Here is a 25,183-nt window from a genome sequence, read left to right as displayed (position 1 = left end):
GCAAACTTCAACAGCCGCCAGCACGCGCGCGCCGTCGCTTGGGGTGAGGTTCCGACCGGGCATGATCGGTGGCAGAGGAGGGCGGTCTCGACGCGAGGGGGAGGGTGCGTCGGCCAGTGCCATGGACGCTTCCCCGGTTTCGCAAACCGCGGGTAGCAGCCAAACGCAGTGCCGTTAGGTGCTCCAATCCCAGGAAGCGCGTGTCCGTGAGACGAGCCAACGGGTCGCCCACGTTGCACCGACGGCGTTCGACGGCAAAGCGCGCAATCGGCGAACCGGACCTGGCCGGCGAGAAGGTCCGGCAACGCAGAGCTGCTCCAAACGACGAGCCCGCCCCGTTGGGAGGCGGGCGTTTGTCGGCACGTGAGGTGAGGGCCCCAACCGCCGACGCCAATCCTCAACAGCCGCACGAACCCCGATGCAAAAACCGCGGCGCCAACCGCACCGCTTCCGGTCGCCGGTCCGGCTCCTGAACCCGCGCCAGCAGCAACTGCACCGCCCGGCGGCCGATTTCCGAGATCGGCTGGGCCATGGTGGTCACCGCGGGCGTCACGGCGCGGGCCCAGGCCATGTCGCCGAAGCCGACGACCGCGAGTTCCGCGCCGATGCGGATGCCGCGGCGGTGGGCTTCCCATTGGACGCCGATGAGCATGGATTCGCCGCCGACCACGATGGCGGAGGGGGAGGGCCAGCCGTCGAGGAGTTTGGCGGCGGCGCGGGCGGCGCCGCCCGGGGAGGACATGCCGGAGGCGATGAGTTCGGGGTTGTGGCGCAGGCCGGCGCGGTCGAGGCCCAGGCGGTAGCCCAGGGTGCGTTCCTCCGAAACGGCGGACTCGGCGCCGGTGATCATGGCGATGCGGCGGTGGCGGCGTGAGGCGAGGTGTTCGACGAGGGAGGACACGGCCTGGATGTTCTCCGAGCCCACCTGGTCCACGTCGTTGCGGCCGGCGATGCGGTCGACCAGCACGGTGGGCACGCCCATGCGCACCAGGCCGTTGATCACCGCGTCGTCGCCGGGGGCCGGCACGAGGAGCACGCCGTCGACGCGGTCGGCGCGCAGCGCGCGCACCACGGCGGCCTCTTCGGCCACCGAATCGCGGGTGTCGGCGAGCATGAGGTCGCAGCCGGCGCGGGCGGCGGCGCCGCGGATCGCGCGCAGCAGATCACCCGTGTACGGGTTCGCGTGCATGCCCAGGGCAACACCGAACCGGTGGGTGACCGGCGTGTCCCAAACCGGGATCTCCGGCGCCAGAGCGGTCATGTCGTGGCCCTCGTCGTCGTGCTTACCCAACGGTAACCGCTAGGTGGGCACCTTCGAGATGCGCGCGCGGCGATCCACTCCAAGAATCACCAGTGTGAGTGAACGGTCAGGCGGCCCCGGCGCACCCGCACGACTCTCGGTGGCGCAGGGTGGGCGGCAGCCGCACGGTTTCGGCCGGGCGCGAGGGCTCGGCCAGCCGCGCCAGCAGCAGCCGCACCGCTCGCCGGCCGATCTCCTCGATCGGCTGCGCCATCGTGGTGATCGGGGGGTCGACCAGGTCGGCCCACTCCACGTCGTCGTAGGCGACCACCGGCAGGTCACGGCCGATGCGCAGGCCGCGCCGACGCGCCTCGTGCAGCACGCCGACCATCATGCTGTCGTTGGCCACCACCAGAGCCGTCGGCGGTTTGGGCAGCGCGAGCAGCGTGCTCAACGCCAGCGCGCCGCCGTCGCGGTGGGAGTTTCCACAGGCCACGAGGTCGGGCGACCACGCGAGCCCCGAACGGCCCAGCCCGAGCCGGTAGCCGAGCACGCGTTCGTCGCTCGTGGTGAGGCCCGGCGCGCCGGAGATCATGCCGACGCGGCGGTGCCCGAGCGACGCCAGGTGCGCCGTGAGCGCCGAGGTCGCCTGGATGTTCTCCGCGCCGACCTGGTCCACGTCGGTGCGGGTGGAGAGCCGGTCGATCAGCACCGTCGGCACGTCGAGCGACACGAGTTCCCCGATCACCGAGCTGTCGCCGGGGGAGGGAGTCACCAGCAGGCCGTCGACGCGACGGGAGCGCAAGGCCCGCACCACGTCGCGCTCGGTCGCCGTCGTGTCATGCGTGTCGGCGAGCAACACCGTGTAGCCGTTGGCCGAGGCCTCGCGCTCGATCGCCTGCATGAGCGCCGCGAAGTACGGGTTGGCGACCAGCGAGATCGCCATGCCGATCGAGCGCGTACCGCCCGTGACCAGGGAACGAGCGATCGCGTCGCCGGTGTAGCCGGTGGTCTCGATGGCCCGCAGCACCGCGGCCTTCGTGTCCTCCGCGACCGCGCGCGTGCCGTTGACGACGTGGGAGACGGTGGTGATCGACACCCCGGCGAGCTCCGCGATGTCGCGCTGGGTGGGCCGGGACGAGCGGGTTTGTGGCATGTCAATCCTTCACGAGGTTCACTCGCAAGCGTTTGCGCAAACGCTTGCGACGTGCCGTGAGTCTGTCTACTTTGCCGACCATCGGCAACCTCGCGGGAGGGGATTCATGAGACAACGCAATCTCACCGCATTGGCGCTGGCCGCCGCCGTGCTCGGCGCGAGCACGGCCGGCTGCACGGTCGAGCGCCACTGGGGCGGCGGCACGACCCCGGCCGGCAGCGGCAAGGCCAAGGTCGGGCTGGTCACCAAAACCGACACCAACCCGTACTTCGTCGAGCTGCGCAACGCGGCCAGTGCGGCCGCGAAGGCCAACGGCGCCGACTTCAGCGCGCTGGCCGGCCAGTTCGACGGCGACAACGATGGCCAGGTCCGGGCCATCGAGAACCTCATGCAGCAGGGCGTGAACACGATCCTGATCACCCCGAGCTCCTCGACCGGCGTGCTCAAGGCGATCAAGGACGCGCGCGACGCCGGCGTGCTCGTGATCGCCCTCGACACCGCCACCGAGCCGGCCGACGCCGTCGACGCCACCTTCGCCACGGACAACTTCGCCGCCGGCCAGCAGCAGGGTGCGTACGTGAAGGCGGCCCTGAACGGCACCGACCCGAAGCTCCTCATGGTGGACGGCACCGCCGGCTCCAGCGTCGACACCGAGCGCCACGGCGGGTTCCTCAAGGGCATCGGCCTCACCGACGCCTCCCCCGAGATCAAGGGCCACACGCCCGCCAACGGTGACCAGAGCCTCGCGCAGCAGGGCATGGAGAACCTCCTGCAGCGCAGCACCGACATCAACGCCGTCTACTCGATGAACGAACCCATGGGCCGCGGCGCGTACGCCGCCCTGAAAGCGCGAGGCCTCACCGGCCAGATCGTGATGGGCTCGATCGACGGCGGCTGCGAAGGCGTGCAGAACGTGAAGGACGGCCTCTACGCCGCCACCGTGATGCAGTTCCCGAAGAAGATGGCCGAGCAGGGCGTGCTCGCTGCCGTGCAGTACGCGAAGACCGGCAAGAAGCCTTCGGGCTTCGTGAACACCGGCTCCACCGTGATCACCGACAAGCCGATGCCGGGTGTGCCGAGCCAGAACACCACGTGGGGCCTGCAGAACTGCTGGGGAGGCGCGAAATGACCACCGCGACGGTGACCGCGAACCGTGAACGCGAGTCGCTCGGCGAGTTCCTCCTGCGCGCGCCCGCGGTGGGCCCCGCGCTCGCGCTGATCGTGGCCATCGTGGTCTTCTCCTTGGCCACGGACACGTTCTTCGACCTCGACAACCTGTCCACAGTGGTCCAGCAGTCGCTGGTCGTGGGCACGCTCGCACTCGGCCAGACGCTGATCATCCTCATCGCCGGCATCGACCTGTCCAACGCGGCGTCGATGGTCGTGGCCACGCTGATCATGGCGAAGCTCGCCGCGGCCGGCACCAACGGTTTCGTCGCGCTGCTCGCGGGAATCGCGCTCACGGTGCTGGTCGGCCTCTTCATCGGCACGCTGGCCACGCGCATCAAGCTGCCCGCGTTCATCATCACGCTCGGCACGTTCACCGGCCTCACCGCCGTGGCGAAGCTGATCGCCGGCGGCCAGGCCGTGCCGGTCACCGACGGGCTGCTGCAGTGGCTCGGCACCAAGCGCTACCTCTTCGGCGGCATCCCGATCACCTACGGCATGACGCTCGCGCTGATCATGTTCCTCATCGTGTGGTACTCGCTCACGAAAACGGCGTGGGGCAAGCATGTTTACGCCGTGGGCAACGCACCGGAATCCGCGCGGTTGAGCGGGATCAAGGTCAACCGCACGGTGATCTCCGTGTACCTGGTGGCGGGTTTCTGCTTCGGCATCGCCGCGTGGCAGGCGCTCGGGCGCACGCCGAACGCCGACCCGAACCAGTTCCAGCTCGGCAACCTCGACTCGATCACCGCCGTGGTCCTCGGCGGCACCAGCCTCTTCGGCGGCCGCGGTTCCGTGCTGGGCACGCTGTTCGGCGCGCTGGTCGTGGCGGTGCTGCGCTCGGGCCTCACGCAGATGGGCGTGGACGGCAACTACCAGGACCTCGCCACCGGCGCGCTGCTCATCGCCGCCGTGGTCGTCGACCGGATCGCACGGAGGCAGCAGCAGTCATGACTTCCGCAGAGCAGTCCCCAGTGCAGACGCCTGAGCAGAACGGCCGCCAGACCACCCTTTCCGCGCGCGGCCTCGTGAAGCGCTACGGCCGCGTGACCGCCATCAACGGCGCCGACTTCGACCTCTACCCCGGCGAGGTGCTCGCCGTGGTCGGCGACAACGGCGCCGGGAAGTCCAGCCTCATCAAGGCGTTGTCCGGCGCGCTCGTGCCCGACGAGGGCGAGATCCGCGTGGACGGCGAGGTCGTGCACTTCAAGTCCCCTTTGGACGCTCGCCACTACGGCATCGAGACGGTGTACCAGGACCTGGCCGTGGCGCCGGCGCTGGACATCGCGTCGAACATGTTCCTGGGCCGGGAAAAGCGGCTGCGCGGGCCGTTCGGCGGTCTCGCCCGCAAGCTCGACACCGCCGAGATGCGCAAGGAGGCGCAGCGGATCCTCGACGAGCTCGGCATCAACGTCAAGTCCATCACCCAGCTCGTGGAGACGCTTTCGGGCGGCCAGCGCCAGGGCGTGGCGGTGGCGCGCGCGGCGGCGTTCGGCACCAAGGCCGTGATCATGGACGAGCCGACGGCCGCGCTCGGCGTCGCGGAGTCGGCGAAGGTGCTCGAGCTGATCGGGCGAATCCGCGACCGTGGCCTGCCGGTGGTGCTGATCAGCCACAACATGCCGCACGTGTTCGATATCGCCGACCGCATCCACGTGCACCGGCTCGGCAAGCGCGTGGCCGTGGTGTCGCCGAAGACGCACACGATGAACCAGGTCGTCGGCCTGCTCACCGGAGCTTTGCAGCTCGACGAGAGCGGTGCGGTCGTGGAGGTCGCGGCCGCCACGCACGCCGGGCTGACCTGACGTGCGCGTGCTGCTGGCGGGGCTGTGCACCGTCGACGTCGTGCAACGGGTGTCGCGGTTTCCGGAGCCGGGCGAGAAGGTGCAGTCGCTGCGGGTGGACGTCGCGGCCGGCGGGCCGGCGACGAACGCCGCGGTGACCGTGGCCGCGCTCGGTGCCGGTGCGACGCTCGTGACGGTCGTCGGCGCGCACCCGCTGGCAGCGCTCGCGCACGCCGACCTCATCGCGTGCGGGGTCGACGTGGTGGACCTCGATCCCACCCGCACCGACTCGCCGCCGGTGAGCGCCGTGGTCGTGCGTGATGCCGACGGCGAGCGCACGGTCGTCTCGCGCAACGCGGCTTCCGGCGCGCCGGTGGAGGTGCCGGACCTCACGGACCTCGTGCGGGAGGCGGGAGCCGTGCTCGTCGACGGCCACCACCCCGAGCTCGCGCTCGCCGTCGCCCGCGCGGCGCGGTCACTCGGTGTGCCCGTGGTGCTCGACGCCGGCAGCTGGAAACCCGTGCTCGACGACCTGTTGCCGCTGGTCGACGTGGCCGCGTGTGCCGCGCACTTCGCCGCACCCGGGCCGGGGCTCCGGGAACGCGGAGTACCGGTCGTGATCAGCACCGCGGGGCCGGATCCGGTCACCTGGTGCACTGCGGAAGACTCAGGCCAGGTGCCTGTCAACGATGTCGAGGCGCGGGACACACTGGGCGCCGGCGACGTGTGGCACGGCGCTCTGGCGCACGCGGTCGCAGCCGGGGGAAGCTCGGTGGCCGGATGGATCCGGCACGCGAACACGGTGGCCGCCGAGCGCGTCCGCCACGTGGGGCCGCGGTCGTGGACGGCGGCGATCTCGGAACTGGGAGAAGGAGTGCGATGACGGCGTTCGAAGACCTCCTGGCGCGGGCCGAAGGGCTCGCCAAGCCGCGGCAGCGCAGCGTGCTCGGCATCATCGGCGCGCCCGCGTCGGGCAAGACCACGCTGGCCTGGGCGATCGCCAACGCGATGGGATCACGCGCGGCCGTCGTCGGCATGGACGGCTTCCACCTCGCGCAGGTGGAACTGCGCCGGCTCGGGCGCGCCGAGCGCAAGGGCGCGCCCGACACGTTCGACGCCGCGGGCTACGTGCACCTCATCCGCCGCCTCGCGAAGGGCAAGGAAACCGTGTACGCGCCGGAGTTCCGCCGCGAGATCGAAGAGCCCATCGCCGGTGCCGTCCCGGTGGCGCCGGAGGTGCAGCTCGTGATCACGGAGGGCAACTACCTGCTGCTGCCCGACGACCCGTGGAGCGGCGTGCGCCAGTACCTCACCGAGGCGTGGTTCCTCGCGCCCGACGAGCCCGAGCGGATCGAGCGGCTGGTTTCGCGCCACCGTCGTTACGGCCGGTCACTGGTCGAGGCCCGCCAGCGCGCGCTCGGCTCGGACCAGCGCAACGCCGACCTCATCTCGAACACCCGGGACCGGGCCGACCTCGTGCTGGAGAACCTGCCGCTCGTGAACTTCGCCCTGTGAGCCGAGTTCTCGTCGTCACCGGCGGCAGCCGCGGGATCGGGGCGGCGATCTGCACGCTCGCCGCCGCACGGGGTTACGACGTGGTGGTGAACTACTCCGGCGACTCCGAGCCGGCCGCGGGCGTCGTGGAGCAGGTCCGCGCTCTCGGGCGCAAGGCGCTCGCCGTGCGCGCCGACGTGGCCGACGAACGGCAGGTCCGCAAGCTCTTCGGCACGGCCGGGGAGATGGGCTCGCTGGTCGGCGTGGTGAACAACGCGGCCATCACCGGCAACACGCCGGGACGCCTCGACGAGCAGAGCGCCGCCACCGTGCGGCGCGTGCTGGAGGTGAACGTCGGCGGGGTGTTCCTGTGCTGCCGCGAGGCCGTGCGGCGGCTCTCGACGCGGTACGGCGGTCCCGGTGGTGCCATCGTGAACGTCTCGTCCACCGCCGCGCGCACGGGTTCGCCGGGCGAGTGGGTGCACTACGCGGCGACGAAGGCCGCGGTCGACACGCTCACCAAGGGCCTCGCGCAGGAAGTGGCGGGCGAGGGCATCCGCGTGAACGCCGTCGCGCCCGGGCTCGTGGCCACCGGCTTGCACGAGGCGGCCGGCCTGCCGGACCGTCTCACGCGCCTGGCACCCGGGATTCCGCTCGGCCGGCCGGGTGAGCCCGCGGAAATCGCCGAAGCCGTGTTGTGGCTTCTGTCACCTGCGTCGTCCTTCACGGCCGGCGCCGTGCTGGAGGTCGGCGGCGGCCGCTGAAGTGGCGTCCCACCATGTGGTCTACGCGAGATTCGGCGTCCCACTGGGGCACTACTCGTGTTCACGTCATCCCGGCTTGTGGGACGCCGGGCGACGAGGAGATCACGATTCGTGGCGGAAGTCGGTGAACTCGACCGCCCGATCGGGGCGGCTGTGTCACTCTGGTGGAGCCTCCGGGGCTGTTGGACGACCGGGGTCGCGGCGGCGCCGGTTCACGGGGTGGGTGACGAGCGCCCTGCGTCGCAAACGCACCGAGTGCGCAGCCGGGGGTCGGAAAGGACGGCCGCGAAAGTCATGCCCAAGCTCACGTCTGTGCACCATCTGGCGCTCACCGTGACCGATGTGGAACGCAGTGTGCCGTGGTACGCGCGGGTGCTCGATCTCGAAGAGAGCCACCGCCGCGAAGACCCCGAAACCGGGGTCCACAAGGTCGTGCTGAAGTCCGCCGGCGACGGGTTCTCCGTCGTCCTGGTCCAGCACCCGGACACCGACCGCCGCTGCTTCGACGAACGCCGCACGGGGCTGGATCACGTCGCGTTCTCCGTGACGTCCAAGGCGGAACTCTGCGAATGGGAGGACCGCCTCTCGGAGTACGGCGTGTCCTACCTGCCGCCGACCACGTCGCGGACGTTCGAGGGCTCGTCGGTGATCGTGTTCCGCGACCCGGACGGGATCCAGCTGGAGATCTGGTCGGACCCGGAGCTGTGACGGCTCACGGGGTGAAGGCCGCGCCCACACTCTGGTTGTTGGCTTCGATCAGGAACGAGTTGTGCGCGGCGTTCGCCGTGACGCGCGTGTAGACGACGAAGTCCCGCGAGCAGTTCGGCTGCACCGGCACGTTCGTGAGCCAGGTGTTGATCTTGTAGTGGTGCACGGTGCTCGTGACGGTGGTTCCGGCGAGGGCGCCGTTGGTGCTCGTGTGGCAGACCTGGCCCGCCGCGTTGAGCTGGTTCACCACGAGCTGCGTACCGACGAGCGAATCGCCCGCGGACATGCGCGCGCCTTGGCTGCGTTGGCAAAGGCCGTTGTCGGCGCCGTAGCAGACGGTGATGTTGAGATCGCCGATCGCCTGCACGCTGATGGCGCCGGCGGGAGCGGTGAAGCTGACGGTGTTCGCGGTAGCCGTCGAGTTGACCAGGATCTTGGTGTTGAAGGTCTGCTTCACCGCGGTGATCGGGCCGTAGACGTCCTGCAGGTACGACGAACCCAGCACCGAGAGGTGCCCGGCGACGTTCGCCGCGTGGTTCACGAACTGCGCGTAGAGCGCGCAGGTGAGCGCACTGTCGGCGGGCGCGGTGACGAAGCCGCGGGTGAGCAGGGTGGTGGCGGTGTTGGCGAGCACGTTCTGGCCGCTCACCAGCTGCGCCACGTTGGCGGTGGTGTTCGGCCGGCGGCAGTAGATCAGGTGCGACACCTCGGTGACCTGCGCGGCGTCGTCGACGTTGAGCTTGCTGCTGAGGTAGCGCGTCTGCCCGGCGGGGACGGTGATGGCGGCGCCGAGCGCGCGGGTGTGTTTCCCGGCTGCGGGGGTGCTGGAGGGGTCGCTGTTGTAGCCGCCGGCCGCGGTGATGGGGACGGTGGTGGCTGTGGTTTCTCTCGCGGCTGTGGTGCCCGTGGTCGCGGCGTTGGCCGGCGTCACGGTGGCGAGCGCGGCCGCAGTGGCCACGGCGATGAGAACAGTCTTGGACCAGCGCACCGGAATCCCCCCAGATCGACCCGTGTTCGTGGATCATTGTCGGGCTGCGGGAGGGGGGTCGTCAACGCCGCGTTGGAACGAATCAGACGCGTGTGGAGACGGGGCTGGCGGTGTTGTCGGGGTGCGGTCAGCTGGGCGTCGGAGTTGTCGAAGTTCGTCCGGCAGGCGGTCGTGTTCGACGACGCGCGTCCGGTTGGACTGTCGGCGTTGACTCGGTGCGTCCAGCTGGACTGTCGGGGTTGACGAGGCGCGGTTACCTGGATTGGCCGATTTGCTGACATGCGGTTTTGCTCGGGTGCGGTCGCCCGGCTGCCGGTGCTGCTGTGGCGCGGTTATGGCTCCAGCGCTGGAGTTTCTCGAGTTGTCCACAGTCATGCTCGACTTGTGGACAAGTAGGGGTCTGGCGGCCTTGGCCACCGATTTTGTCGGACCTGGCCGGTAGACTGGGCATGGGACGTCCCCCCTCAGGGAGGGTGGGGGCTGTTCGGCCGGTGTGGGGCTGGGGTTCACATCGAGTGCCTGCGCTGTGGAGCCCGAACATTTGCTGGGTGGGGCTGGTCGCGTGCGTGATCAGTCAGCTCGGTGCGTGCGGTCAGGCGGGCGGTGGCTCGGCGAATCGCGGGGCGAGGCGGACGCGGCGCAGCCTGGCAACGAAGGCGCGCGGCGCGGGGTCGTCAGGCTTGCGGAGCGAATCGGCTGAGAGAGCCGAGTCGATGCGGGTAAGGCGCCAGAGTGGACAGAGCAAGCCGTGTCGGCCGCGTGCGGAGCGAACAGGGCCAACTACGCCGGCGTGCGTAAGGCGAACTGAGCGAACCAAGGCCAACCGGCTCAAGCCCAACACGGCTCAAGCTCGAGCATCATCCGTCTCATCAACCGGCCGCCGCATTTCCTGCCGGTACCGCAGCACGCCGTAGCCGGTGCCGAAGACGAAGAACGCCACCGAAACCCACAGCGCCGCTGTCTTCAGCCAGGGCAGGGCGTCCAGTAGGCCGGCGCCGTAGTAACCCAGCAGTACCAACGTGGGCACCCACAGCAGGCCGCCGAGGCTTGTGGCGGCGAGGAAGCGGCGGGGGTCCATGCGGGCGGCGCCCGCGATCAACGGGGCCAGCGTGCGGATCCACGGGATCCAGCGGGCCGCGACGATCGCGAAGAAGCCCTTGCGGTCCAGGAAGCGTTGGGCGCGGTCGAGGTTGTGCCGGTTCAGCACCTTGCCGCCGCGGCGGGCGATGAAGCGGGTGCCCGTGCTGCGGCCGATGTAGTAGCCCACCTGGTTGCCGCCGACGGCCACGACGAGGGCGGCGCCCGAGAGGAGCCACGCGTTGGCGTCGGAGCCGTGCTGGGCGAGGACCACGCCGGCGCCGAAGAGGAGCGAGTCGCCCGGCAGGAAGAGGCCGACGATGAGCGCGCATTCCACGAAGACGAAGGAAAGCACGATCACCCAGACGAGCAGCGGGCCGGCGGTGTCCAGCCAGCTCACGCCGACTCCGGCGGCCTCGATGCTTGCGGGGTTCACGCGAGGAGCCTACGTGGCCACGATTGCCGGAAAGAAGGAACCATCGAATCCAGCCTTCTGGTCACTTTGGGTATTCCTGAAATGAACTGCGCGTTCACCCATTGCCTCAAACGAACGGGCCGCCCGGGACAGTTCCCGGGCGGCCCGATTCGATCAAGGACTTCAGAACTGCGGCAGCGACTCGCCTTGCACCGCTTCCACGTCCAGCTCGATCTTCACCGTGGTGCCGATCGCGGCGACGCCCGCGCGGACCATCGCGCTGTAGTTGATCGCGAAGTCGTTGCGGTGCAACTGCGTCTCGGCGTGGAACGCGGCGCGCACGCCGCCCCACGGGTCCGGGCCGTGGCCCTGGTAGCGCAGGTCGAGCTCGACCTGGCGGCGTTCGCCGTGCAGGGTCAGCTCGCCCAGCAGCACCCAGGTGTCCGTGCCGCGCTGCGAAAGGCCCGTGCTCTCGAACGTGATGAGCGGGAACGCTTCCACGTCGAGGAACTCGGCCGAGCGCAGGTGGTCGTCGCGCATCTTGATGCCGGTCTCGATGCTGCCCGCCTTGATCTCGGCGTGCACCTTCGAGCGTTCGATCGGGCGCTCGATGTCGATGCGCCCGCCGACGTCGGGGAACCGGACCTTGATGCTCGCGATGCCCATGTGCCGGGCGGTCGCGACCACCGAGGAGTGCACCGGGTCGATCGTCCACGGACCGGCCGGCGGCAGCTCCACGGCCTCGGCCACCGGGGCCAGGGCGATGTCGCCCAGGAGCCCGGCGCCGTCGGAGCCGATCTGCACCGTGCGCGCGGTGGGCGTGTAGCCCGGCGCGGTGATCACGGCGGTGTAGACGCCCGGGGGCAGCGGATCGGTGACCACCGCCCCCTTCGCGTCCGTGATCTGACGGGCGACCTGGCGGCCGTTGAGGTCGGTCACCGTGAGCACGGCGTTTTCGACCGGCCAGCCGCCGTTGGCCCGCAGCTGTCCTCGCAGGCCCGTGCTCATGAGCGGTCGACCAGCTCGTCGAGCGCCTGGTCGTAGCTCAGGCGCACGTCGTGCTCGGCCTGGCCGTCGCTGAGCGTGACCTGGCTGGTGGCCGGCGGGTACCCGCTCGCCACCACCGTGTAAGAGCCCACCGGCAGGTCGCTCACCACGTACCGGCCTTCACCGTCCGTGCGCGCCACCGCTGCGACGTTGCCGTTCGCGTCGAGCACGGTGATCCGCGCGTCCGGCACGATCCGGTCGCCCTCGGTGCGCGCGATGCCCTGCATGAGCACGGCACCGGCCAGCTCGACGTCGTGGCGCAGCACGCCGCTGTCGGGCACGGTCAGGGTGACCGCCACCGGGCGGTAGTGCGGGCCGCTCGCGACCAGCGTGTACTGCCCGGCCCCGACACCCGAGAAGGTGTAGACGCCGTCGTCGGCCGTGATGAACGCGCCGTTGACCTCGCCGCGCGAGTCGGTGAGCGTGACGGTGGCGTTGGCCAGCGGGGAACCGATCCCCACCGACCGCACGACACCGGTGAGCTCGCCCGAGCCCGTGAGCGTCACGTCGAGCTTCGCCGGCCCGCCGCCGACCACCACGCTGGAGGCCTGCGGCTGGTGGCCGGGCGCGGCCACGATCAGCACGTACGTGCCCGAGCCCTGCGTCGGCACCGAGTAGCTGCCGTCGCCGTTGCCGGTCGCGCGGGCGACCTGACGGCCCTGCTGGTCGATCAGCGTGAGCGCGGCGGCGGCGACGTGGCTGCCGTCCTGCCGGCGCACGTGCCCGGTCACCGGGGGACCGCCCGCGCCCAGCGGCACGTCGACGCCCGCACCCGCGGCCGAGTTGGTGATCGGCATGGGCAGCGAGCCCGAAACCGCCTGCGGGTCGCCGTGACCGTTGCCGTTCATCGAGTGCCTTCCGCCTGCGCCGACGAGAACGGGTTCTCGCGGCTGTTCTTCGAACAGCGAGCCCGGCTTGGCGACCTGGTCGACGATGTCCGTCGGCGTGTCGCTCTCCTCGAGCAGCGCCTCGCCGCCTTCCACCGCCGCGGCGGCCGGGTTCATGCCGGCCAGCGGGATCTCCTTGAGGAAGCACAGCACGATCGTCGCCAGCAGCGCGACCGCGCCCGCCACCCAGAAGACCGTGGTGATCGACTCGGTGAAGCCGATCAGGATCGGCGTCTTCAACGCGTCGGGCAGCGTCTGGATCACGCTGGTGTTGGTCTGGATGTCGGCCAGCTGCGAACCGGCACCGGCGGGCGGGTTGCCGCCGAACGCCTTGGTGATGTTGCCCGGCAGCACGTTGAACAGAATCGTGAGGAACACCGCGACACCGGCCGTACCACCGATCTGGCGGAAGAACGTGGCCGCCGCCGTGGAGGCGCCCATGTCGCTGCGCGGGCCGGCGTTCTGCACCGCGATGACCAGCGTCTGCATGCACTGGCCGAGGCCGAGGCCGATGATGGCCGCGGCCACCAGCGGGTGCCACAGCGGCGAGTCGTACTTCACCTGCGCGAAGAAGAACGCGCCACCGGCGATGAGCAGGGTGCCGACGATCGGGAAGATCTTGTAGCGCCCGGTCTTCGACATGATCCGGCCGGAGCCGATCGAGCTCAGCATCAGCCCGCCCATGAGCGGCAACATCAGCAGACCCGATTCGGTCGGTGTGTAGCCCTGAACCACCTGCATGAACTGCGGGATCATCGTGATCGCGCCGAACATGGCGACACCGACGATCACACCACCGATGATCGCGACGGTGAACGTCGAGTTCTTGAACAACCGCAACGGGATCAGCGCGGCGTCCTTCATCAGCTTCTCGACCACGATGAACGCGACGATGCCGACGCCGCCGATCACGTAGCAGATGATGGCCTTGAAATCGCCCCAGCCCCAGGTCTGGCCCTGCTCCGCGACGATCAGGAACGGCACCACCGCCACCACGAGCGAAAGCGCGCCCCACCAGTCGATCTTGTGTTTCTGTGGCACGTGCGGCACGTTCAGCACCTTGGCGACCACGAACAGCGCGACGATGCCGATGGGCACGTTGATCAGGAAGACCCAGCGCCAGCCGGAGATCCCGCCGAGGGTGTCGAAGCCGGCGAAGAAGCCGCCGAGCACCGGACCGAGCACAGTGGACAGACCGAAGACGGCGAGGATGTAACCCTGGTACCGCGGGCGTTCGCGCGGCGGCACCACGTCACCGATGATGGTCATGGCCAGCGACATCAGACCGCCGGCGCCGAGGCCCTGCACCGCGCGGAACGCGGCGAGCTCGTACATCGACTGCGAGAACGTGGAAGCCAGCGAACCGGCCACGAAGATGGAGATCGCGGCGAGGTAGAAGGGCTTGCGGCCGTAGATGTCCGACAGCTTGCCGTAGATCGGCGTCACGATCGTCGAGGTGATCAGGTACGCCGTGGTCGCCCAGGCCTGCAGGTCGAAGCCGTGCAGGTCGTTGGCGATCTTGACGATCGAGGTACCCACGATCGTCTGGTCCAGCGCGGCGAGGAACATGCCGCACATGAGTCCGCTCAGGATCGTCACGATCTGGCGGTGGCTCAGCCGCGGCACACCCGACGCGTCGAGGGTGGGTGCTCCCCCCGCTGCTGAGGTTGTTTTTCGACGGTGGTCATGTGGTTCTAGGCCCCCTTGGAATTCGCCGTGTGCGACGAGTGCCCCGGCTGCGCCGGCACGGCGTCGGTCATGTCTGGAAAGTTGTTCTCGATACCGGTGTTGAGCCGCCCGAACAGCTCGTTGAGGGTCTCGCGATCCTCTTGGCTCCAGTCGCCGAGCACGTCGGCGAGCCAGAGGTTGCGCTGCTTGCGGTTCTCGTCGAAGACCCGCAGGCCCTCGGCCGTGGGCGCGAGCAGGCACGCGCGGCCGTCTTCGGGGTCGGCCTGTCGTTCCACCAGGCCGTGCTGCACGAGCGCGCTCGACTGCCTGCTGATCGTGGAGATCTCGGAGTGCAGGAACTCGGCGAGCTTGCTGGTGCGCTGGGGCCCCTCGTGGATGAGGCAGAAGAGGATCGCGTAGGCGGCCCGCTCGATGCCGTCCGGGCCCTGCTTGGAGACCTGGGTCTTGGCCTTGGTGATCAGGCGCATGAAACGGACCAGCTCGTGGCCGAGCTGGTCGGCCAGGTCGAGCTCGTCCTTGGGCCGGGTGGCGGCGCTGTTCGGTGCCATTCGGTCGATCTTTCTCGCGGTGAAACGAACCGTTGTTTGGCGGCTGCAACTAGTTGCCTTAAGCAAGAGTGTGCCTGATCCGTGCTTCGCGCAAGTTTCCGGACCCCGGTTGTGTCGCATCACACTTTAGTTGTTGCATGCAAGCAGATATTCACCGGAGGGTGTTCGTCCGTTTTCTCCCGACTCTTCCGGCCCAGGTCAGGGCTCTGTGGGTTGACGCGGGAACAAGACGGAATGTGACGGGTTGAAAAGGCTATGACCGACGACACACCGCTGTACGACCTCATCGGCTCCCGGCCCCACGGCGTGCTGGCCACGCTCAAGCGCGACGGCCGGCCCCAATTGTCCACCGTGAGCCACCACTTCGACGCCGTCGGGCGCAAGATCCTCGTGTCGATCACCGAGACGCGGGCGAAGACCAAGAACATGCGCCGCGACCCGCGGGTGAGCTACCACGTGGGCAGCGAGAACGGCTGGTCGTACGCCGTGGCCGAGGGCGAGGCCGTGCTCACGCCGGTGGCCACCGCGCCCGACGACGCGACCGTGGACGCACTGGTCGAGCTGTACCGCAAGATCGGCGGCGAGCACCCCGACTGGGACGAGTACCGCGCGGCCATGGTGGCCGACCAACGGCTGGTGCTCACGATCAACGTCGACCGCGTGTACGGGATGGTGCGCTGAGTCGATCAAGCCGCCGTCCGGCTGAAATTCGGAAACTCTATTCCGCACTGCGGAGATATCTGGGTTTACGATGAAGCCCATGAGCACTGATGCCCTGCTGCAGCGACTCCGCGACGAGCTCGGCAAGGAGGCCGTGCTCACCGATCCCGACGTGACCGGCAGCTACGCGCGCGACATGATGCCGCTCGCTCCGTCGGGAAAACCGCTGGCGGTGGTGCTGCCCGTGGACACGGCGGGCGTGCAGGCCGTGGTGAAGGCGTGCGCCGAGGCGAAGGTGCCGATCGTGCCGCGCGGGGCGGGCAGCGGCCTGTCCGGCGCGGCCAACGCCATCGACGGCTGTGTGGTGCTGGTGCTGACCAAGCTCGCCGAGGTCGTCGAGATCGACCCCGGCAACCGGCTCGCCGTGGTGCAGCCCGGCGTGGTGAACCTCGATTTCCGCACCGCCGTGGAGAAGCACGGGCTGTTCTACCCGCCCGACCCGTCGAGCTACGACTGGTGCACGATCGGCGGCAACCTCTCCACCAACGCCGGTGGTCTGTGCTGTGTGAAATACGGCGTGACCACGGATTCCGTGCTCGGCCTCGAGGTCGTGCTGGCCGACGGCACGCTGCTCAAGACCGGCCGCCGCACCGTGAAGGGGGTCGCCGGCTACGACCTCACGAAGCTGTTCATCGGCAGCGAGGGCACGCTCGGCGTGATCACGCAGGCCACCGTCGCGTTGCGGCCACTGCCTCAGGCACCGGCGACGCTCGTGGCGGGCTTCAACACGACCGAAGCGGCCGGTGAGGCCGTGGCGCGGGTCGTGCGCGAGGGGCTCGTGCCGTCGCTGCTGGAGATCATGGACGCGGCGTCGATCAAGGCGGCCGAGACGTACCTGAAGACCGACCTCGGCGCGGGCTCCGACTGCCAGGCACTGCTGCTGGCGCAGTCGGACGTCGGCGGCGAGGCCGCGATGCGCGAGCTCGCCGTGCTGGAACAGATCTGCGCCGACTGCGGCGCCGACCTGGTCTACGCCACCGACGACCTCGAAGAGGGCAAGATGCTGCTGCAGGCCCGGCGCGTGGTGCTGACCGCGCTGGAGACCTACGGCATCTGGCTCACCGACGACGTGTCCGTGCCGCGCACCCGCATCGCCGAGCTGATCCGCGGCTGCGAGCAGGTGAGCGAGAAGGTGGGCCTGAAGATCGCCGTGGTCGGCCACGCCGGCGACGGCAACATGCACCCGACCATCGTCTACGCACCCGACAACGAGGACGAGTTCGCCCGCGCGCGCCAGGCGTTCGACGACATCCTCGAGGTGGGCCTCTCACTGGGCGGCACGGTGACCGGCGAGCACGGCGTGGGCAAGATCAAGCGCGAGTGGCTGGAGCGCGAGATCGGACCGGTCGGGATGCGGGTGCACCGGCAGATCAAGCAGGCGCTGGACCCGGAGAACCTGTTCAACCCGGGTTCGATGTTCTCGATGACGGACGCGTCGGGGCAAATGGGGTAACGGCGTCGCCCGTTCGGTTTGCCGGGCTGGCCGTGGAGCGTGCCGAGGCTTCTTACTGGAGCGACCGGGTTGGTCGACAGGAGGAGTCGGTGCGATGAAGCGGGTCCTGGCGGGCGGGGGCAAGTGGGCGGCCGGCGTGGCTGTGCTGCTGGCCCTCACCGCACCTGGTGCCTCCGCCGGGGTTCAGCACCTCGCGCAGACCGTCTACTCCGGGCGGACGACCTGGTACCCCAGCGACACCGGCCCTGACGCGTGCACCGGCAAGAACCACCGGGATTCGGACTTCTATGTCGCGCTGAACGTCCGGCAATTCGGCGACGGCAGCCGGGCTTGCGGTCGCCAACTGCGAGTGGACTACAGCGGCAAGAGCATCACGGTGACCGTCGTTGACGAGTGCGCCACATGCGCGGGAAGCGGTCAGCTCGACCTGACCAGGGGCGCGTTCGAGGTCCTCGCGGGAAACGCCGACGTCGGCGCCATCTACACCACGTGGTCGTTCACCGATGAGGGTGATGATCCACCGCCGGCGCGACGGTGACCTGCGCTCAGTCGCGCACGCGCGGGATCCGCGTGGTGACCTCGGCGGCGTTCTCCTCCGGCACGCCCGCGCGGGCCTTCTTCTCGCGGCGGCTCTTGAGGTACTCGAGCAGGATCGGCACCACGGACACGAGCACGATCACCACGAAGATGGCGTCGACGTTGTCGCGGATGAAGCCGATGTTGCCCAGCAGCGACCCCAGCACGGTGATGCCCGCGGCCCAGAGGATGCCGCCCAGCACGGTGTAGGTGAAGTACCGCTTCGGGTCCATGCGGCCGATGCCGGCGATCCAGGTGATGAACGTGCGCACGAACGGCACGAACCGCGCCAGCACCACGGCCTTGGGCCCGTGGTGGTCGAGGAAGGCGTGCGTCTTGTCGACGTACTCCTTCTTGAAGAACTTCGAGTCGGGCCGGTTGAACAGCTTCGGGCCCACGAAGTAGCCGAGGTAGTAGCCGCAGACGTTGCCGAGCAGCGCCGCCGCCGTGACCAGCACGCAGACCACCCACAGGGGCGCCTGCAAGGTGCCGTTGGCGATGAACAGGCCCGCCGTGAACAGCAGCGAATCACCCGGCAGCACCGGGAAGATGCTGCTCTCGATGAAGATGATCAGGCAGAGCACCGCGATGACCGGCACGGTCAGGCCGGACAGCAGCTGCTCCGGGTCCAGCCACGACGGCAGGATGGACATGGTCGTCACTGTGCTCTGGGCGAGAATCACACCGAAAACGGTACAGGGTGACGCTGAGTGCGTTCATCGGGAGAACCGTCGCAGGTGGCGGGGGTTTTCCGGAATTTTGTGGCTGGGTTGTGGGTGGGGCTCGTCGGAGTGGTGTGGGCCGGGCTGGCGGGGTGGTGTTGGTCCGGCTCGGCGGGGTGGTTCTCGCGGGGCCGTTGTTGGGCGGGGCTTGCCTGGGCCTCGTGGGAGCTGTTGTGGGTCCGGCTTGAGGCGGTGGTGTCGCGGGGCCTTTGTGGGCCGGGTGGTCGCGTGGGCCCTGCGGCGGTAGTTGTCCACAGGCTTGGGCGGGTTGTGGACAACTGGGCTCAGCGGAGCGCGTTTTGCCGTTCTTGTCGGTAGGGGCCGATAGAATGGGTTCGGGGACGCCCCCCTCGGGAGGGTGGGGGCTGTCTGTCCGGGTGGGGGCTGGCTGGCTGCCCGAGCATCCCGGGTGATTGAGGCCGCGTAGCTCGGCGTGCCGAGCCGCTGATCATCGGCATCGCGGGCCTCGGCCACGCCGACCACGGCCGTCGCAGCCTCGAGCCCGAAGGTGCGCTTCGATTCGCAACGCACGCTCGAGTGTTGCGACCACCCCTCGAAGCCGCCGGAGGAGACGGGGCCGTCAGACCAGGGTCAGCAGGCCGATGACCGAACCCGCCGCCAACCCCAGCAGCAGAGCCAGCAACAGCACCCAATGCACCGGCAACGGCGCCGGCCCACTCGGCACCGCATGGCGAACCGTCGCGGGATCCGGTGCGCCGGAAACCGGACCCGGCCGGGGAGCTCCCGAAGGAACCGGAGTCGTCCGCAGGCCCGAGGCCGCGTCCAGCGCCGCGCGCTCGCGCGCCAGTGAGTCCGCGCCCGCGCCCGACAGGAGGCCGTAGCGCGGGGGCAGTTCCTCCGTCGGCCCGGTGGCGCCGGCGGTGGGGCCGGTCGAGTCCGGCGGCGACGGGCTGGTGTGCGGAGCGAAGACGGCCTGGGCGCGCAGGGCGTCGGCCAGGAGGCGTTCCGGGTCTTTTGGCTCGCTCATCCCTCTCCGATTCCCCGCGGGAGCTCGCGAAGACCGCGAACGCCCCGGCGTGCAGCGTTTACGTGCTCAAGGTAGCCCGGCCGACCTCGGCGACCCATTCGCCCCGGCGCAGCACCCGGACGGGCCGCAGGTCGTCGTCGAGCACGACGACGTCGGCGGCGAGGCCCGGCCGCAGGGAGCCCGTGCGGTCGGCGATGCCCAGGAGCTCGGCGGGCCGGCCGGAGGTCGCCCGGACGGCGTCGAGGACACCGAGTTTGGCACCCTTCACCAAGTTGCGGAAGGCGTTGTCCATCGTCAACGTGCTGCCGGCCAGGGAGCCGTTGTCGAGGGTGGCCACGCCGTCGTGCACGTCGACCTCGAGGCGGCCCAGGGTGTAGCGGCCGTCGGCGGCGTCGGTGGCCGACATGGCGTCGGTGATGAGCACCGTGCGGCCGCGGCCGGCGTGCGAAGCCGCCAGCCGCACGACGGTGGGGTGCAGGTGCACGAGGTCGCAGATGAGTTCGACGGTCACGCGCTCGTCGTCGAGCAGCACGCCGACCGGGCCGGGCTCGCGGTGGTGCAGCGGGCGCATGCCGTTGAACAGGTGCGTCGCCACGGTGGCGCCCGCGTCGATGGCCGGCACGAGCTGCTCGGCGAGGCCGTCGGTGTGTCCGATCGCGGCCGTCACGCCCGATTCGGCGAGCTGGCGCACGGCCTTCACGCCGCCGTTGAGCTCCGGTGCGAGCGTGACCATGCGGATCGCGCCGGCGCCGGCGCGCAGCAGCTTGTCGACGGTGCCCGTGTCCGGTTCACGCAGGGTGTCCGGATCGTGCGCGCCGCAGCGGGCGCGGGAGATGAACGGGCCCTCGAGGTGGATGCCGGCGAGCTCACCGTCCTGCACGAGTTCGCGCAGCGCCGCGATCTGCTCGGTGAGCAGGTCGATCGGGTCCGAGACCAGGCTCGCGAGCGTGGTGGTGGTGCCGTGGCGCCGGTGCGCGCGCACGGCCGTGAGGATCTCGTCCGGGTCCAGAGTGGAGAACGACGCGCCGCCACCGCCGTGGCAGTGCGTGTCGATGAACCCGGGCACCACGAGCGCCCCACCGACGTCGACGACCTCGGTGGCGGGGCCACCCGGCGGCGTCCCCGTGCCGACGGCGGCGATGCGCCCGTCGGAGACGGCGAGCCAGCCGTCGTCGAGTACGCGGTCCGGGGCGACGACCCGGCCGCCCGTGATGACGAAGTCTCCGGCGTGCTTCACGCCCTCCAGCATATATTGGTCTGGACCAGACATGGCTACGCAACTCGGTGATCGAGATTGGTCCACCCGGGTCACTGGGGGGTCTGCATCGCCTTCTGCAGGGCCTCCAGCGCCCGGCTGGCGGTCGACTTAACGGTACCCTTCGAGATGCCCGCGGCCTCCGAGATCTCGGCCTCGCTGAGCCCGCCGTAGTACCTCAGCACCAGCACCTCGCGCTGGCGCGGCGGCAGCTTCGACAGGGCGCTGACCACGGCTTGGTGCTCGCTCGAGAGCATCGCGAGGCTCTCCGCGGAGCGCGCGTTCACGGCGTGCGGAGGCACGTATTCACGGGCCGTCTTGCGCCGGCGCAGCACGCTGCGTGAGCCGTTGACCACGGCCGTGCGCAGATATCCGACGGCCGCCGCCGCGTCGCGCAGCCGGCCCCAGTTGCGGTGCAGACCGGTGAACGCCTCCTGCACCACGTCCTCGGCCGTCGCCGGCTCGTCGACCAGCAGGATCGCGAGCCGCACGAGCCGCATCCGGTGCTGGCGGTACAGGTCCTCCAGGGTCAGCGGTGCGGCCGGCTGCTGCGGCGGAACCGGCCCGTCCATGGTCCGCAGGTGTCCGAGGGTCGCCTCGACACTGCGTTCCGCGTTGCCCTCCAGCATGTACCCCTGCCTGCCTGTTCTCGACCTCTGCGGTGCCCCTGCGCCGAACTTCCGGCGCAGCCCTAGCGTATCGGGTGATCCCTGTCCCGCCACTGGTCGGATGCTGGGACCCCACGGTATTGCCCGGTAGCGTCGGCGGCGTCACCAACGCATCCCCGCGGGAGATCCACATGGCCTGGTACCTGGTCGAAATCCGTTACGTGCAGGAAAAGGTGGCCGACGTCCGGCCACGTCACCGTGAGTGGCTGGCCCAGCACTCCGCCGAAGGCCGCGTCGCCGTCGCCGGTCCGCTCGCCGACGGCTCCGGTGGTCTGGTCCTGTGGCAGGCCGAGGACGAGGCGGCGCTCGAAGAACTGATCGGCAAGGACCCGTACCAGCTCGAAGGCGTGGTCGCCGACCGTTCGGTGCGGGAGTACAAGCCGGTGCTCGGCGCTTGGGTGCCGCAGGCGTAACCGAAGCGTGGTGAAGGGCGCTTTGCCGGACGGCGAGGTGCCCTTCACGGCTCTGGTCTAGAGGTCGAGAACCGCGGGTCCGCGGTCCACGCAGATCCGCACCGAACCACCGTCCGGCGTGGTCACCGCACAGGTGCCGCAGAAGCCCTGCCGGCAGGAAAACGCCACGTCAGGAAGCACTTCGCGCACCACGTCGAGGGTCGAGCGGTCGGCCGGCACGTCGAGCGTGCGGCCGCTGCGGCGCAGCACCACGCGGTACGGCTCGCCGCCGACGATCGGTGGCGTCGAGAACCGCTCGAAGTACACCGCCCGCGCGGCGGTCAGCTCCAGATCCACGCGCACGCCCGTGATCATCGGCACCGGTCCGCAGCAGTACACCGAAGCGCCGTCGGGCACGCCTTCGAGCAGCTCCGCGCCGGAGGCGGGCACGCCGTACTCGGTGTCCGGCCGCACCCACACGCGATCCTCGGGCAAACGCGAAAGTTCTTCCAGGAACGGCATCGACGCGCGCGTGCGTCCCGTGTAGACGAGCCGCCACTCCACGCCCCGCGCGGCCGCGGCGTGGACCATCGGCAGGATCGGCGTGATGCCGATGCCGCCGGCCACGAACCAGTACGAGTCCGCCGCCACGAACGGGAACGCGTTGCGCGGCCCCTTCACCGCGACCTTGGTACCGGGCGCGAGCGCGTGCACCTCGCCCGACGCGGCGCCGATCCGCCGCACGGCCACGCGGTAGTGCGAGAGGTCCGCCGGGTCGCCGCAGAGCGAGTACTGCCGCACGAGCCCCGACGGCAGCACCAGGTCGACGTGCGCGCCGGGCCGCCAGCTCGGCAGCGGCCGGTCCGAGGTGAGCCGCAGCGACACCACCTCGTCGGCTTCGGCTCGCACGGCCTCGACGACCAGCGGAATGGCCCGGTCCACCGCGCGCACCGGCGGCCGGCGCCGGCCCGAGTGCTCGGCGAGGCGTCGGTACGCCGCGCCGACCCCGACCAAAGTGGACATCAGCCGGTCGCGCCGGCCGGTGCCGTCGAGCCGCGGCGGGAACTCCGGGATCACTGCGACGCGGTCACTTCGGTGCATCGGCCGCGCGGGCCGCGGGCGAACTCGCGAGGTAAGCCACGGCCTGGTCGGTGCTGCCGGTCTCCGTCGGGTGGTACGAGCGGCGGAAGTACGGCCGGATCTCCCGCAGCAGCTCACGCGGCGAAGGCGCGACACCGCGCTTCGCGGCCTTCAGGTACGCGCGCCACGAAGCCCGCCCCGGCCGCGTCGGGTCATTGCGCATGAGGAACTTGGTGCCGCGCACGAAGATCCACGCGAGCACCGGCGTCACCACGAGCATGCTGCGCACGCGGCGCGAGTACCGGCCGTCGAGGTGGCAGAACAGGTCGAACGCCACGGATCGGTGCTCCACCTCTTCGGCACCGTGCCAGCGCAGCAGGTCGAGCATCGTCGGATCGGAGCCGGCGTCGTCGAGCGCCGACGCGTCGAGCACCCACTGGCCGAGGAACGCCGTGTAGTGCTCGATCGCCGCGATCAGCGCGAGCCGCTCCACGAGCCATTCCTCGCCGGCGCCCGGACGGTCACCGAGCAGCCGGCGGAACATCCACTCCATCTGCGCCACGTACGGCCGCACGTTCAGGCCCGCGGCTTCGAGGTGCTGCGCGGCGCCGTCGTGGGCTTCGGCGTGCACGGCCTCCTGGCCGATGAAGCCGAGCACGTCTTCCTTCAGGCGCTCGTCGCGGATCAGCGGCACAGCCTGCTTGAAGACCTCCACGAACCAGCGTTCGCCTTCGGGCAGCGCGATGTGCAGCACGTTGATGCTGTGGGTGGCCTGCGGTTCGCCGGGGATCCAGTGCATCGGCAGCGAGGCCCAGTCGAAGTGCACGTCACGTGCGTGCAGCACGATTTGTTCGTGGTCGAGCGGTTTCACGACGGCCGGCCGGACAGCTCGTAGTCACTCGGCTCCACGCGGCGCGTCTCGAGCCAGTACTTCCACGTGAACCCGGGCCAGATCGTGCGGTTCACACCCTTGGCGTCGAGGTACCAGCTCGTGCAGCCGCCTTGGGTCCACACGCCCTTCACCAGCTTGTCCTGGATCTCGCGCTGGAACTCGTCCTGCACCGACGGGCGCACGTCGAGCGCGGCGGCGCCGTGGGAGTCGGCGAGCTTGATCGCGTCGACGACGTAGCGCGACTGCGATTCGATCATGAACACCACGGAGTTGTGGCCCAGCGCGGTGTTGGGGCCGAGGAGGAAAAACAGGTTCGGGAACCCGGCCACGGTGATGCCCTTGTGCGTGCGGATCCCGTCGGTGGCCCAGGTTTTCGCGAGGCTGCGGCCTTCGACGCCGGTGATGTCGAGGTACTCCAACGCGTCCGTGACGTGGAAGCCGGTGCCGTAGATGATCGCGTCGACTTCGTGCTCCACGCCCGCTTCGTCGACCACGCTGTGCTCGCGCACTTCGCGGACTCCGTCGGTGACCACGTCGACGTTCGGGCGGTTCAGTGCGGGGTAGTAGTCGTTGGAGATGAGCACGCGCTTGCAGCCCATGGTGTAGTCCGGCGTCACCTTGCGGCGCAGCTTCGGGTCGCTGATGCCCTTCGCGATGTGCCGGCGCGCGATCGATTCGGCGGCGTGCATGAGCTTCGGGTGACCGTTGAAGCCGATGGCGCGTGCTTCCAGCAGCCAGTACAGCGCGTTGCGGTACAGCCGCTGCGTGCCGGGGACGTAGCGGAACAGTTGCTTCGCCCAGCCGGGCATCGGGTGGTCCGGCTTCGGCATGATCCACGGCGGCGTGCGCTGGAACAGCGTGAGCTCGGCCGTTTCGGGGGCGATCTGCGGCACGAACTGGACCGCGCTCGCGCCCGTGCCGACCACGGCGACCCGCTTGCCGCGCAGGTCGAACTCGTGGTTCCACTGCGCCGAGTGCCAGGTCTGGCCCGCGAACTTCTCGATTCCCGGCAGCTTCGGGATCGACGGGATGTGCAGGCCGCCGACGCCGGAGACCAGGAACTGCGCGGAGAGCTCGCCGCCCCCCTTGGTCGTCACCGTCCAGCGGCGCTCACCCGCGTCCCAGTGCGCGCCCGTGATCTCCGCGCCGAAGCGGATCCGCTCGCGCAGCCGGTACTTGTCCGCGACGCCCTTGAGGTAGTCGAAGATCTCCGGCTGCGGCGAGAACGACCGGGACCAGTCCGGGTTCTGCTCGTAGGAGAACGAGTACATGTGCGACTGCACGTCGCAGGCGCACCCGGGGTACGAGTTGTCCCGCCAGGTGCCGCCCACTTCGTCGGCCTTCTCCAGGATCACGTAGTCCCGGATGCCGGCCTTTTCGAGCTGGATCGCCTGCCCGAGCCCGGAAAACCCGGTGCCCACGATCACGACCTTGAACCGCTCGGTCATCTGTCGGCCTCCGCTGCGCTGGGGG

At 69.9% G+C, this 25,183-nt stretch carries 25 protein-coding genes; 11 read left to right on the top strand and 14 right to left on the bottom strand.

The window, feature by feature from the left end; genetic code table 11:
* Window positions 1-397: 397 nt before the first annotated feature.
* Window positions 398-1,261, bottom strand: a complete 864-nt coding sequence (locus VSH64_RS35780) for a LacI family DNA-binding transcriptional regulator (RefSeq protein WP_326838119.1) — start codon at window positions 1,259-1,261, stop codon at window positions 398-400.
* Between the two features lie 106 nt (window positions 1,262-1,367).
* A complete protein-coding gene (locus VSH64_RS35775; RefSeq protein ID WP_326567168.1) occupies window positions 1,368-2,396 on the bottom strand; it encodes a LacI family DNA-binding transcriptional regulator in 1,029 nt (342 codons plus the stop codon).
* A gap of 106 nt (window positions 2,397-2,502) precedes the next feature.
* Here VSH64_RS35775 and VSH64_RS35770 point away from each other — a divergent pair, with 106 nt between their 5' ends.
* From VSH64_RS35770 to VSH64_RS35740, 7 genes are all read left to right on the top strand, one after another.
* Window positions 2,503-3,525: a substrate-binding domain-containing protein gene (locus VSH64_RS35770; protein ID WP_326567167.1), complete on the top strand. Its 1,023-nt coding sequence runs from the start codon at window positions 2,503-2,505 to the stop codon at window positions 3,523-3,525.
* Entirely contained in the window at window positions 3,522-4,517 is a 996-nt protein-coding gene (locus VSH64_RS35765; RefSeq protein WP_326567166.1) for an ABC transporter permease, read from the top strand. Before VSH64_RS35770 ends, VSH64_RS35765 begins: the two co-directional genes overlap by 4 nt.
* Window positions 4,514-5,368 (top strand): ATP-binding cassette domain-containing protein, encoded by an 855-nt coding sequence (locus VSH64_RS35760; protein WP_326567165.1) that lies wholly within the window; start codon window positions 4,514-4,516, stop codon window positions 5,366-5,368. Before VSH64_RS35765 ends, VSH64_RS35760 begins: the two co-directional genes overlap by 4 nt.
* 7 nt (window positions 5,369-5,375) lie before the next feature.
* Window positions 5,376-6,230 carry a PfkB family carbohydrate kinase gene (locus tag VSH64_RS35755; protein WP_326838118.1) on the top strand — a complete coding sequence of 285 codons (855 nt, stop codon included), beginning with the start codon at window positions 5,376-5,378 and terminating at the stop codon, window positions 6,228-6,230.
* Window positions 6,227-6,862: a nucleoside/nucleotide kinase family protein gene (locus VSH64_RS35750; protein ID WP_326567164.1), complete on the top strand. Its 636-nt coding sequence runs from the start codon at window positions 6,227-6,229 to the stop codon at window positions 6,860-6,862. The genes VSH64_RS35755 and VSH64_RS35750 overlap by 4 nt, the downstream gene beginning before the upstream one ends.
* Window positions 6,859-7,605, top strand: a complete 747-nt coding sequence (locus tag VSH64_RS35745) for an SDR family oxidoreductase (protein ID WP_326567163.1) — start codon at window positions 6,859-6,861, stop codon at window positions 7,603-7,605. The genes VSH64_RS35750 and VSH64_RS35745 overlap by 4 nt, the downstream gene beginning before the upstream one ends.
* A 294-nt stretch (window positions 7,606-7,899) precedes the next feature.
* Window positions 7,900-8,313, top strand: coding sequence for a VOC family protein (locus VSH64_RS35740; protein ID WP_326567161.1), 414 nt, complete (start codon window positions 7,900-7,902; stop codon window positions 8,311-8,313).
* A 4-nt stretch (window positions 8,314-8,317) separates the two neighbouring features.
* Here the strand turns inward: VSH64_RS35740 and VSH64_RS35735 are convergent, their stop codons facing one another.
* From VSH64_RS35735 to VSH64_RS35715, 5 genes are all read right to left on the bottom strand, one after another.
* Window positions 8,318-9,301: a hypothetical protein gene (locus VSH64_RS35735; RefSeq protein ID WP_326567160.1), complete on the bottom strand. Its 984-nt coding sequence runs from the start codon at window positions 9,299-9,301 to the stop codon at window positions 8,318-8,320.
* A gap of 844 nt (window positions 9,302-10,145) precedes the next feature.
* The gene (locus VSH64_RS35730) at window positions 10,146-10,814 is read right to left on the bottom strand and encodes a DedA family protein (RefSeq protein WP_326567159.1); all 669 of its coding nucleotides are present in this window, start codon (window positions 10,812-10,814) and stop codon (window positions 10,146-10,148) included.
* A gap of 162 nt (window positions 10,815-10,976) precedes the next feature.
* Window positions 10,977-11,801: a YceI family protein gene (locus VSH64_RS35725; protein ID WP_326567158.1), complete on the bottom strand. Its 825-nt coding sequence runs from the start codon at window positions 11,799-11,801 to the stop codon at window positions 10,977-10,979.
* On the bottom strand, window positions 11,798-14,305 hold the full coding sequence (locus VSH64_RS35720) for an MFS transporter (protein WP_407655700.1): 2,508 nt from the start codon (window positions 14,303-14,305) through the stop codon (window positions 11,798-11,800). The genes VSH64_RS35725 and VSH64_RS35720 overlap by 4 nt, the downstream gene beginning before the upstream one ends.
* A gap of 116 nt (window positions 14,306-14,421) precedes the next feature.
* On the bottom strand, window positions 14,422-14,964 hold the full coding sequence (locus tag VSH64_RS35715; protein ID WP_326567157.1) for a MarR family winged helix-turn-helix transcriptional regulator: 543 nt from the start codon (window positions 14,962-14,964) through the stop codon (window positions 14,422-14,424).
* 255 nt (window positions 14,965-15,219) lie between these two features.
* On the opposite strand from VSH64_RS35715, the gene VSH64_RS35710 reads away from it, so the two are divergent.
* From VSH64_RS35710 to VSH64_RS35700, 3 genes are all read left to right on the top strand, one after another.
* Entirely contained in the window at window positions 15,220-15,645 is a 426-nt protein-coding gene (locus VSH64_RS35710; RefSeq protein WP_326567156.1) for a PPOX class F420-dependent oxidoreductase, read from the top strand.
* Window positions 15,646-15,724: 79 nt separating this feature from the next.
* Window positions 15,725-17,137 carry an FAD-binding oxidoreductase gene (locus VSH64_RS35705; RefSeq protein ID WP_326567155.1) on the top strand — a complete coding sequence of 471 codons (1,413 nt, stop codon included), beginning with the start codon at window positions 15,725-15,727 and terminating at the stop codon, window positions 17,135-17,137.
* 94 nt (window positions 17,138-17,231) lie between these two features.
* Window positions 17,232-17,675: an RlpA-like double-psi beta-barrel domain-containing protein gene (locus tag VSH64_RS35700; protein WP_326567154.1), complete on the top strand. Its 444-nt coding sequence runs from the start codon at window positions 17,232-17,234 to the stop codon at window positions 17,673-17,675.
* Window positions 17,676-17,682: 7 nt separating this feature from the next.
* Here the strand turns inward: VSH64_RS35700 and VSH64_RS35695 are convergent, their stop codons facing one another.
* The 4 genes from VSH64_RS35695 to VSH64_RS35680 form a co-directional block, all read right to left on the bottom strand.
* On the bottom strand, window positions 17,683-18,396 hold the full coding sequence (locus VSH64_RS35695) for a DedA family protein (protein ID WP_326567153.1): 714 nt from the start codon (window positions 18,394-18,396) through the stop codon (window positions 17,683-17,685).
* Window positions 18,397-19,015: 619 nt separating this feature from the next.
* Entirely contained in the window at window positions 19,016-19,423 is a 408-nt protein-coding gene (locus VSH64_RS35690; RefSeq protein ID WP_326567152.1) for a hypothetical protein, read from the bottom strand.
* Window positions 19,424-19,481: 58 nt separating this feature from the next.
* Window positions 19,482-20,672 (bottom strand): N-acetylglucosamine-6-phosphate deacetylase, encoded by a 1,191-nt coding sequence (gene nagA, locus VSH64_RS35685; protein ID WP_326567151.1) that lies wholly within the window; start codon window positions 20,670-20,672, stop codon window positions 19,482-19,484.
* A gap of 59 nt (window positions 20,673-20,731) precedes the next feature.
* Window positions 20,732-21,307 carry a SigE family RNA polymerase sigma factor gene (locus tag VSH64_RS35680; protein ID WP_285971557.1) on the bottom strand — a complete coding sequence of 192 codons (576 nt, stop codon included), beginning with the start codon at window positions 21,305-21,307 and terminating at the stop codon, window positions 20,732-20,734.
* A 170-nt stretch (window positions 21,308-21,477) separates the two neighbouring features.
* On the opposite strand from VSH64_RS35680, the gene VSH64_RS35675 reads away from it, so the two are divergent.
* Window positions 21,478-21,759 carry a YciI family protein gene (locus VSH64_RS35675; protein ID WP_326567150.1) on the top strand — a complete coding sequence of 94 codons (282 nt, stop codon included), beginning with the start codon at window positions 21,478-21,480 and terminating at the stop codon, window positions 21,757-21,759.
* A gap of 57 nt (window positions 21,760-21,816) precedes the next feature.
* Here the strand turns inward: VSH64_RS35675 and VSH64_RS35670 are convergent, their stop codons facing one another.
* From VSH64_RS35670 to VSH64_RS35660, 3 genes are all read right to left on the bottom strand, one after another.
* Window positions 21,817-22,761 (bottom strand): PDR/VanB family oxidoreductase, encoded by a 945-nt coding sequence (locus VSH64_RS35670; RefSeq protein WP_326838116.1) that lies wholly within the window; start codon window positions 22,759-22,761, stop codon window positions 21,817-21,819.
* Between the two features lie 64 nt (window positions 22,762-22,825).
* Window positions 22,826-23,662 carry a metal-dependent hydrolase gene (locus VSH64_RS35665; RefSeq protein ID WP_326567149.1) on the bottom strand — a complete coding sequence of 279 codons (837 nt, stop codon included), beginning with the start codon at window positions 23,660-23,662 and terminating at the stop codon, window positions 22,826-22,828.
* A gap of 23 nt (window positions 23,663-23,685) precedes the next feature.
* Window positions 23,686-25,158 carry a flavin-containing monooxygenase gene (locus tag VSH64_RS35660; protein WP_326567147.1) on the bottom strand — a complete coding sequence of 491 codons (1,473 nt, stop codon included), beginning with the start codon at window positions 25,156-25,158 and terminating at the stop codon, window positions 23,686-23,688.
* Between the last annotated feature and the right edge of the window lie 25 nt (window positions 25,159-25,183).

This window comes from Amycolatopsis rhabdoformis, assembly GCF_035918295.1.
Classification (GTDB): domain Bacteria; phylum Actinomycetota; class Actinomycetes; order Mycobacteriales; family Pseudonocardiaceae; genus Amycolatopsis; species Amycolatopsis rhabdoformis.
This window is presented reverse-complemented; position numbering and strand designations above follow the sequence as displayed.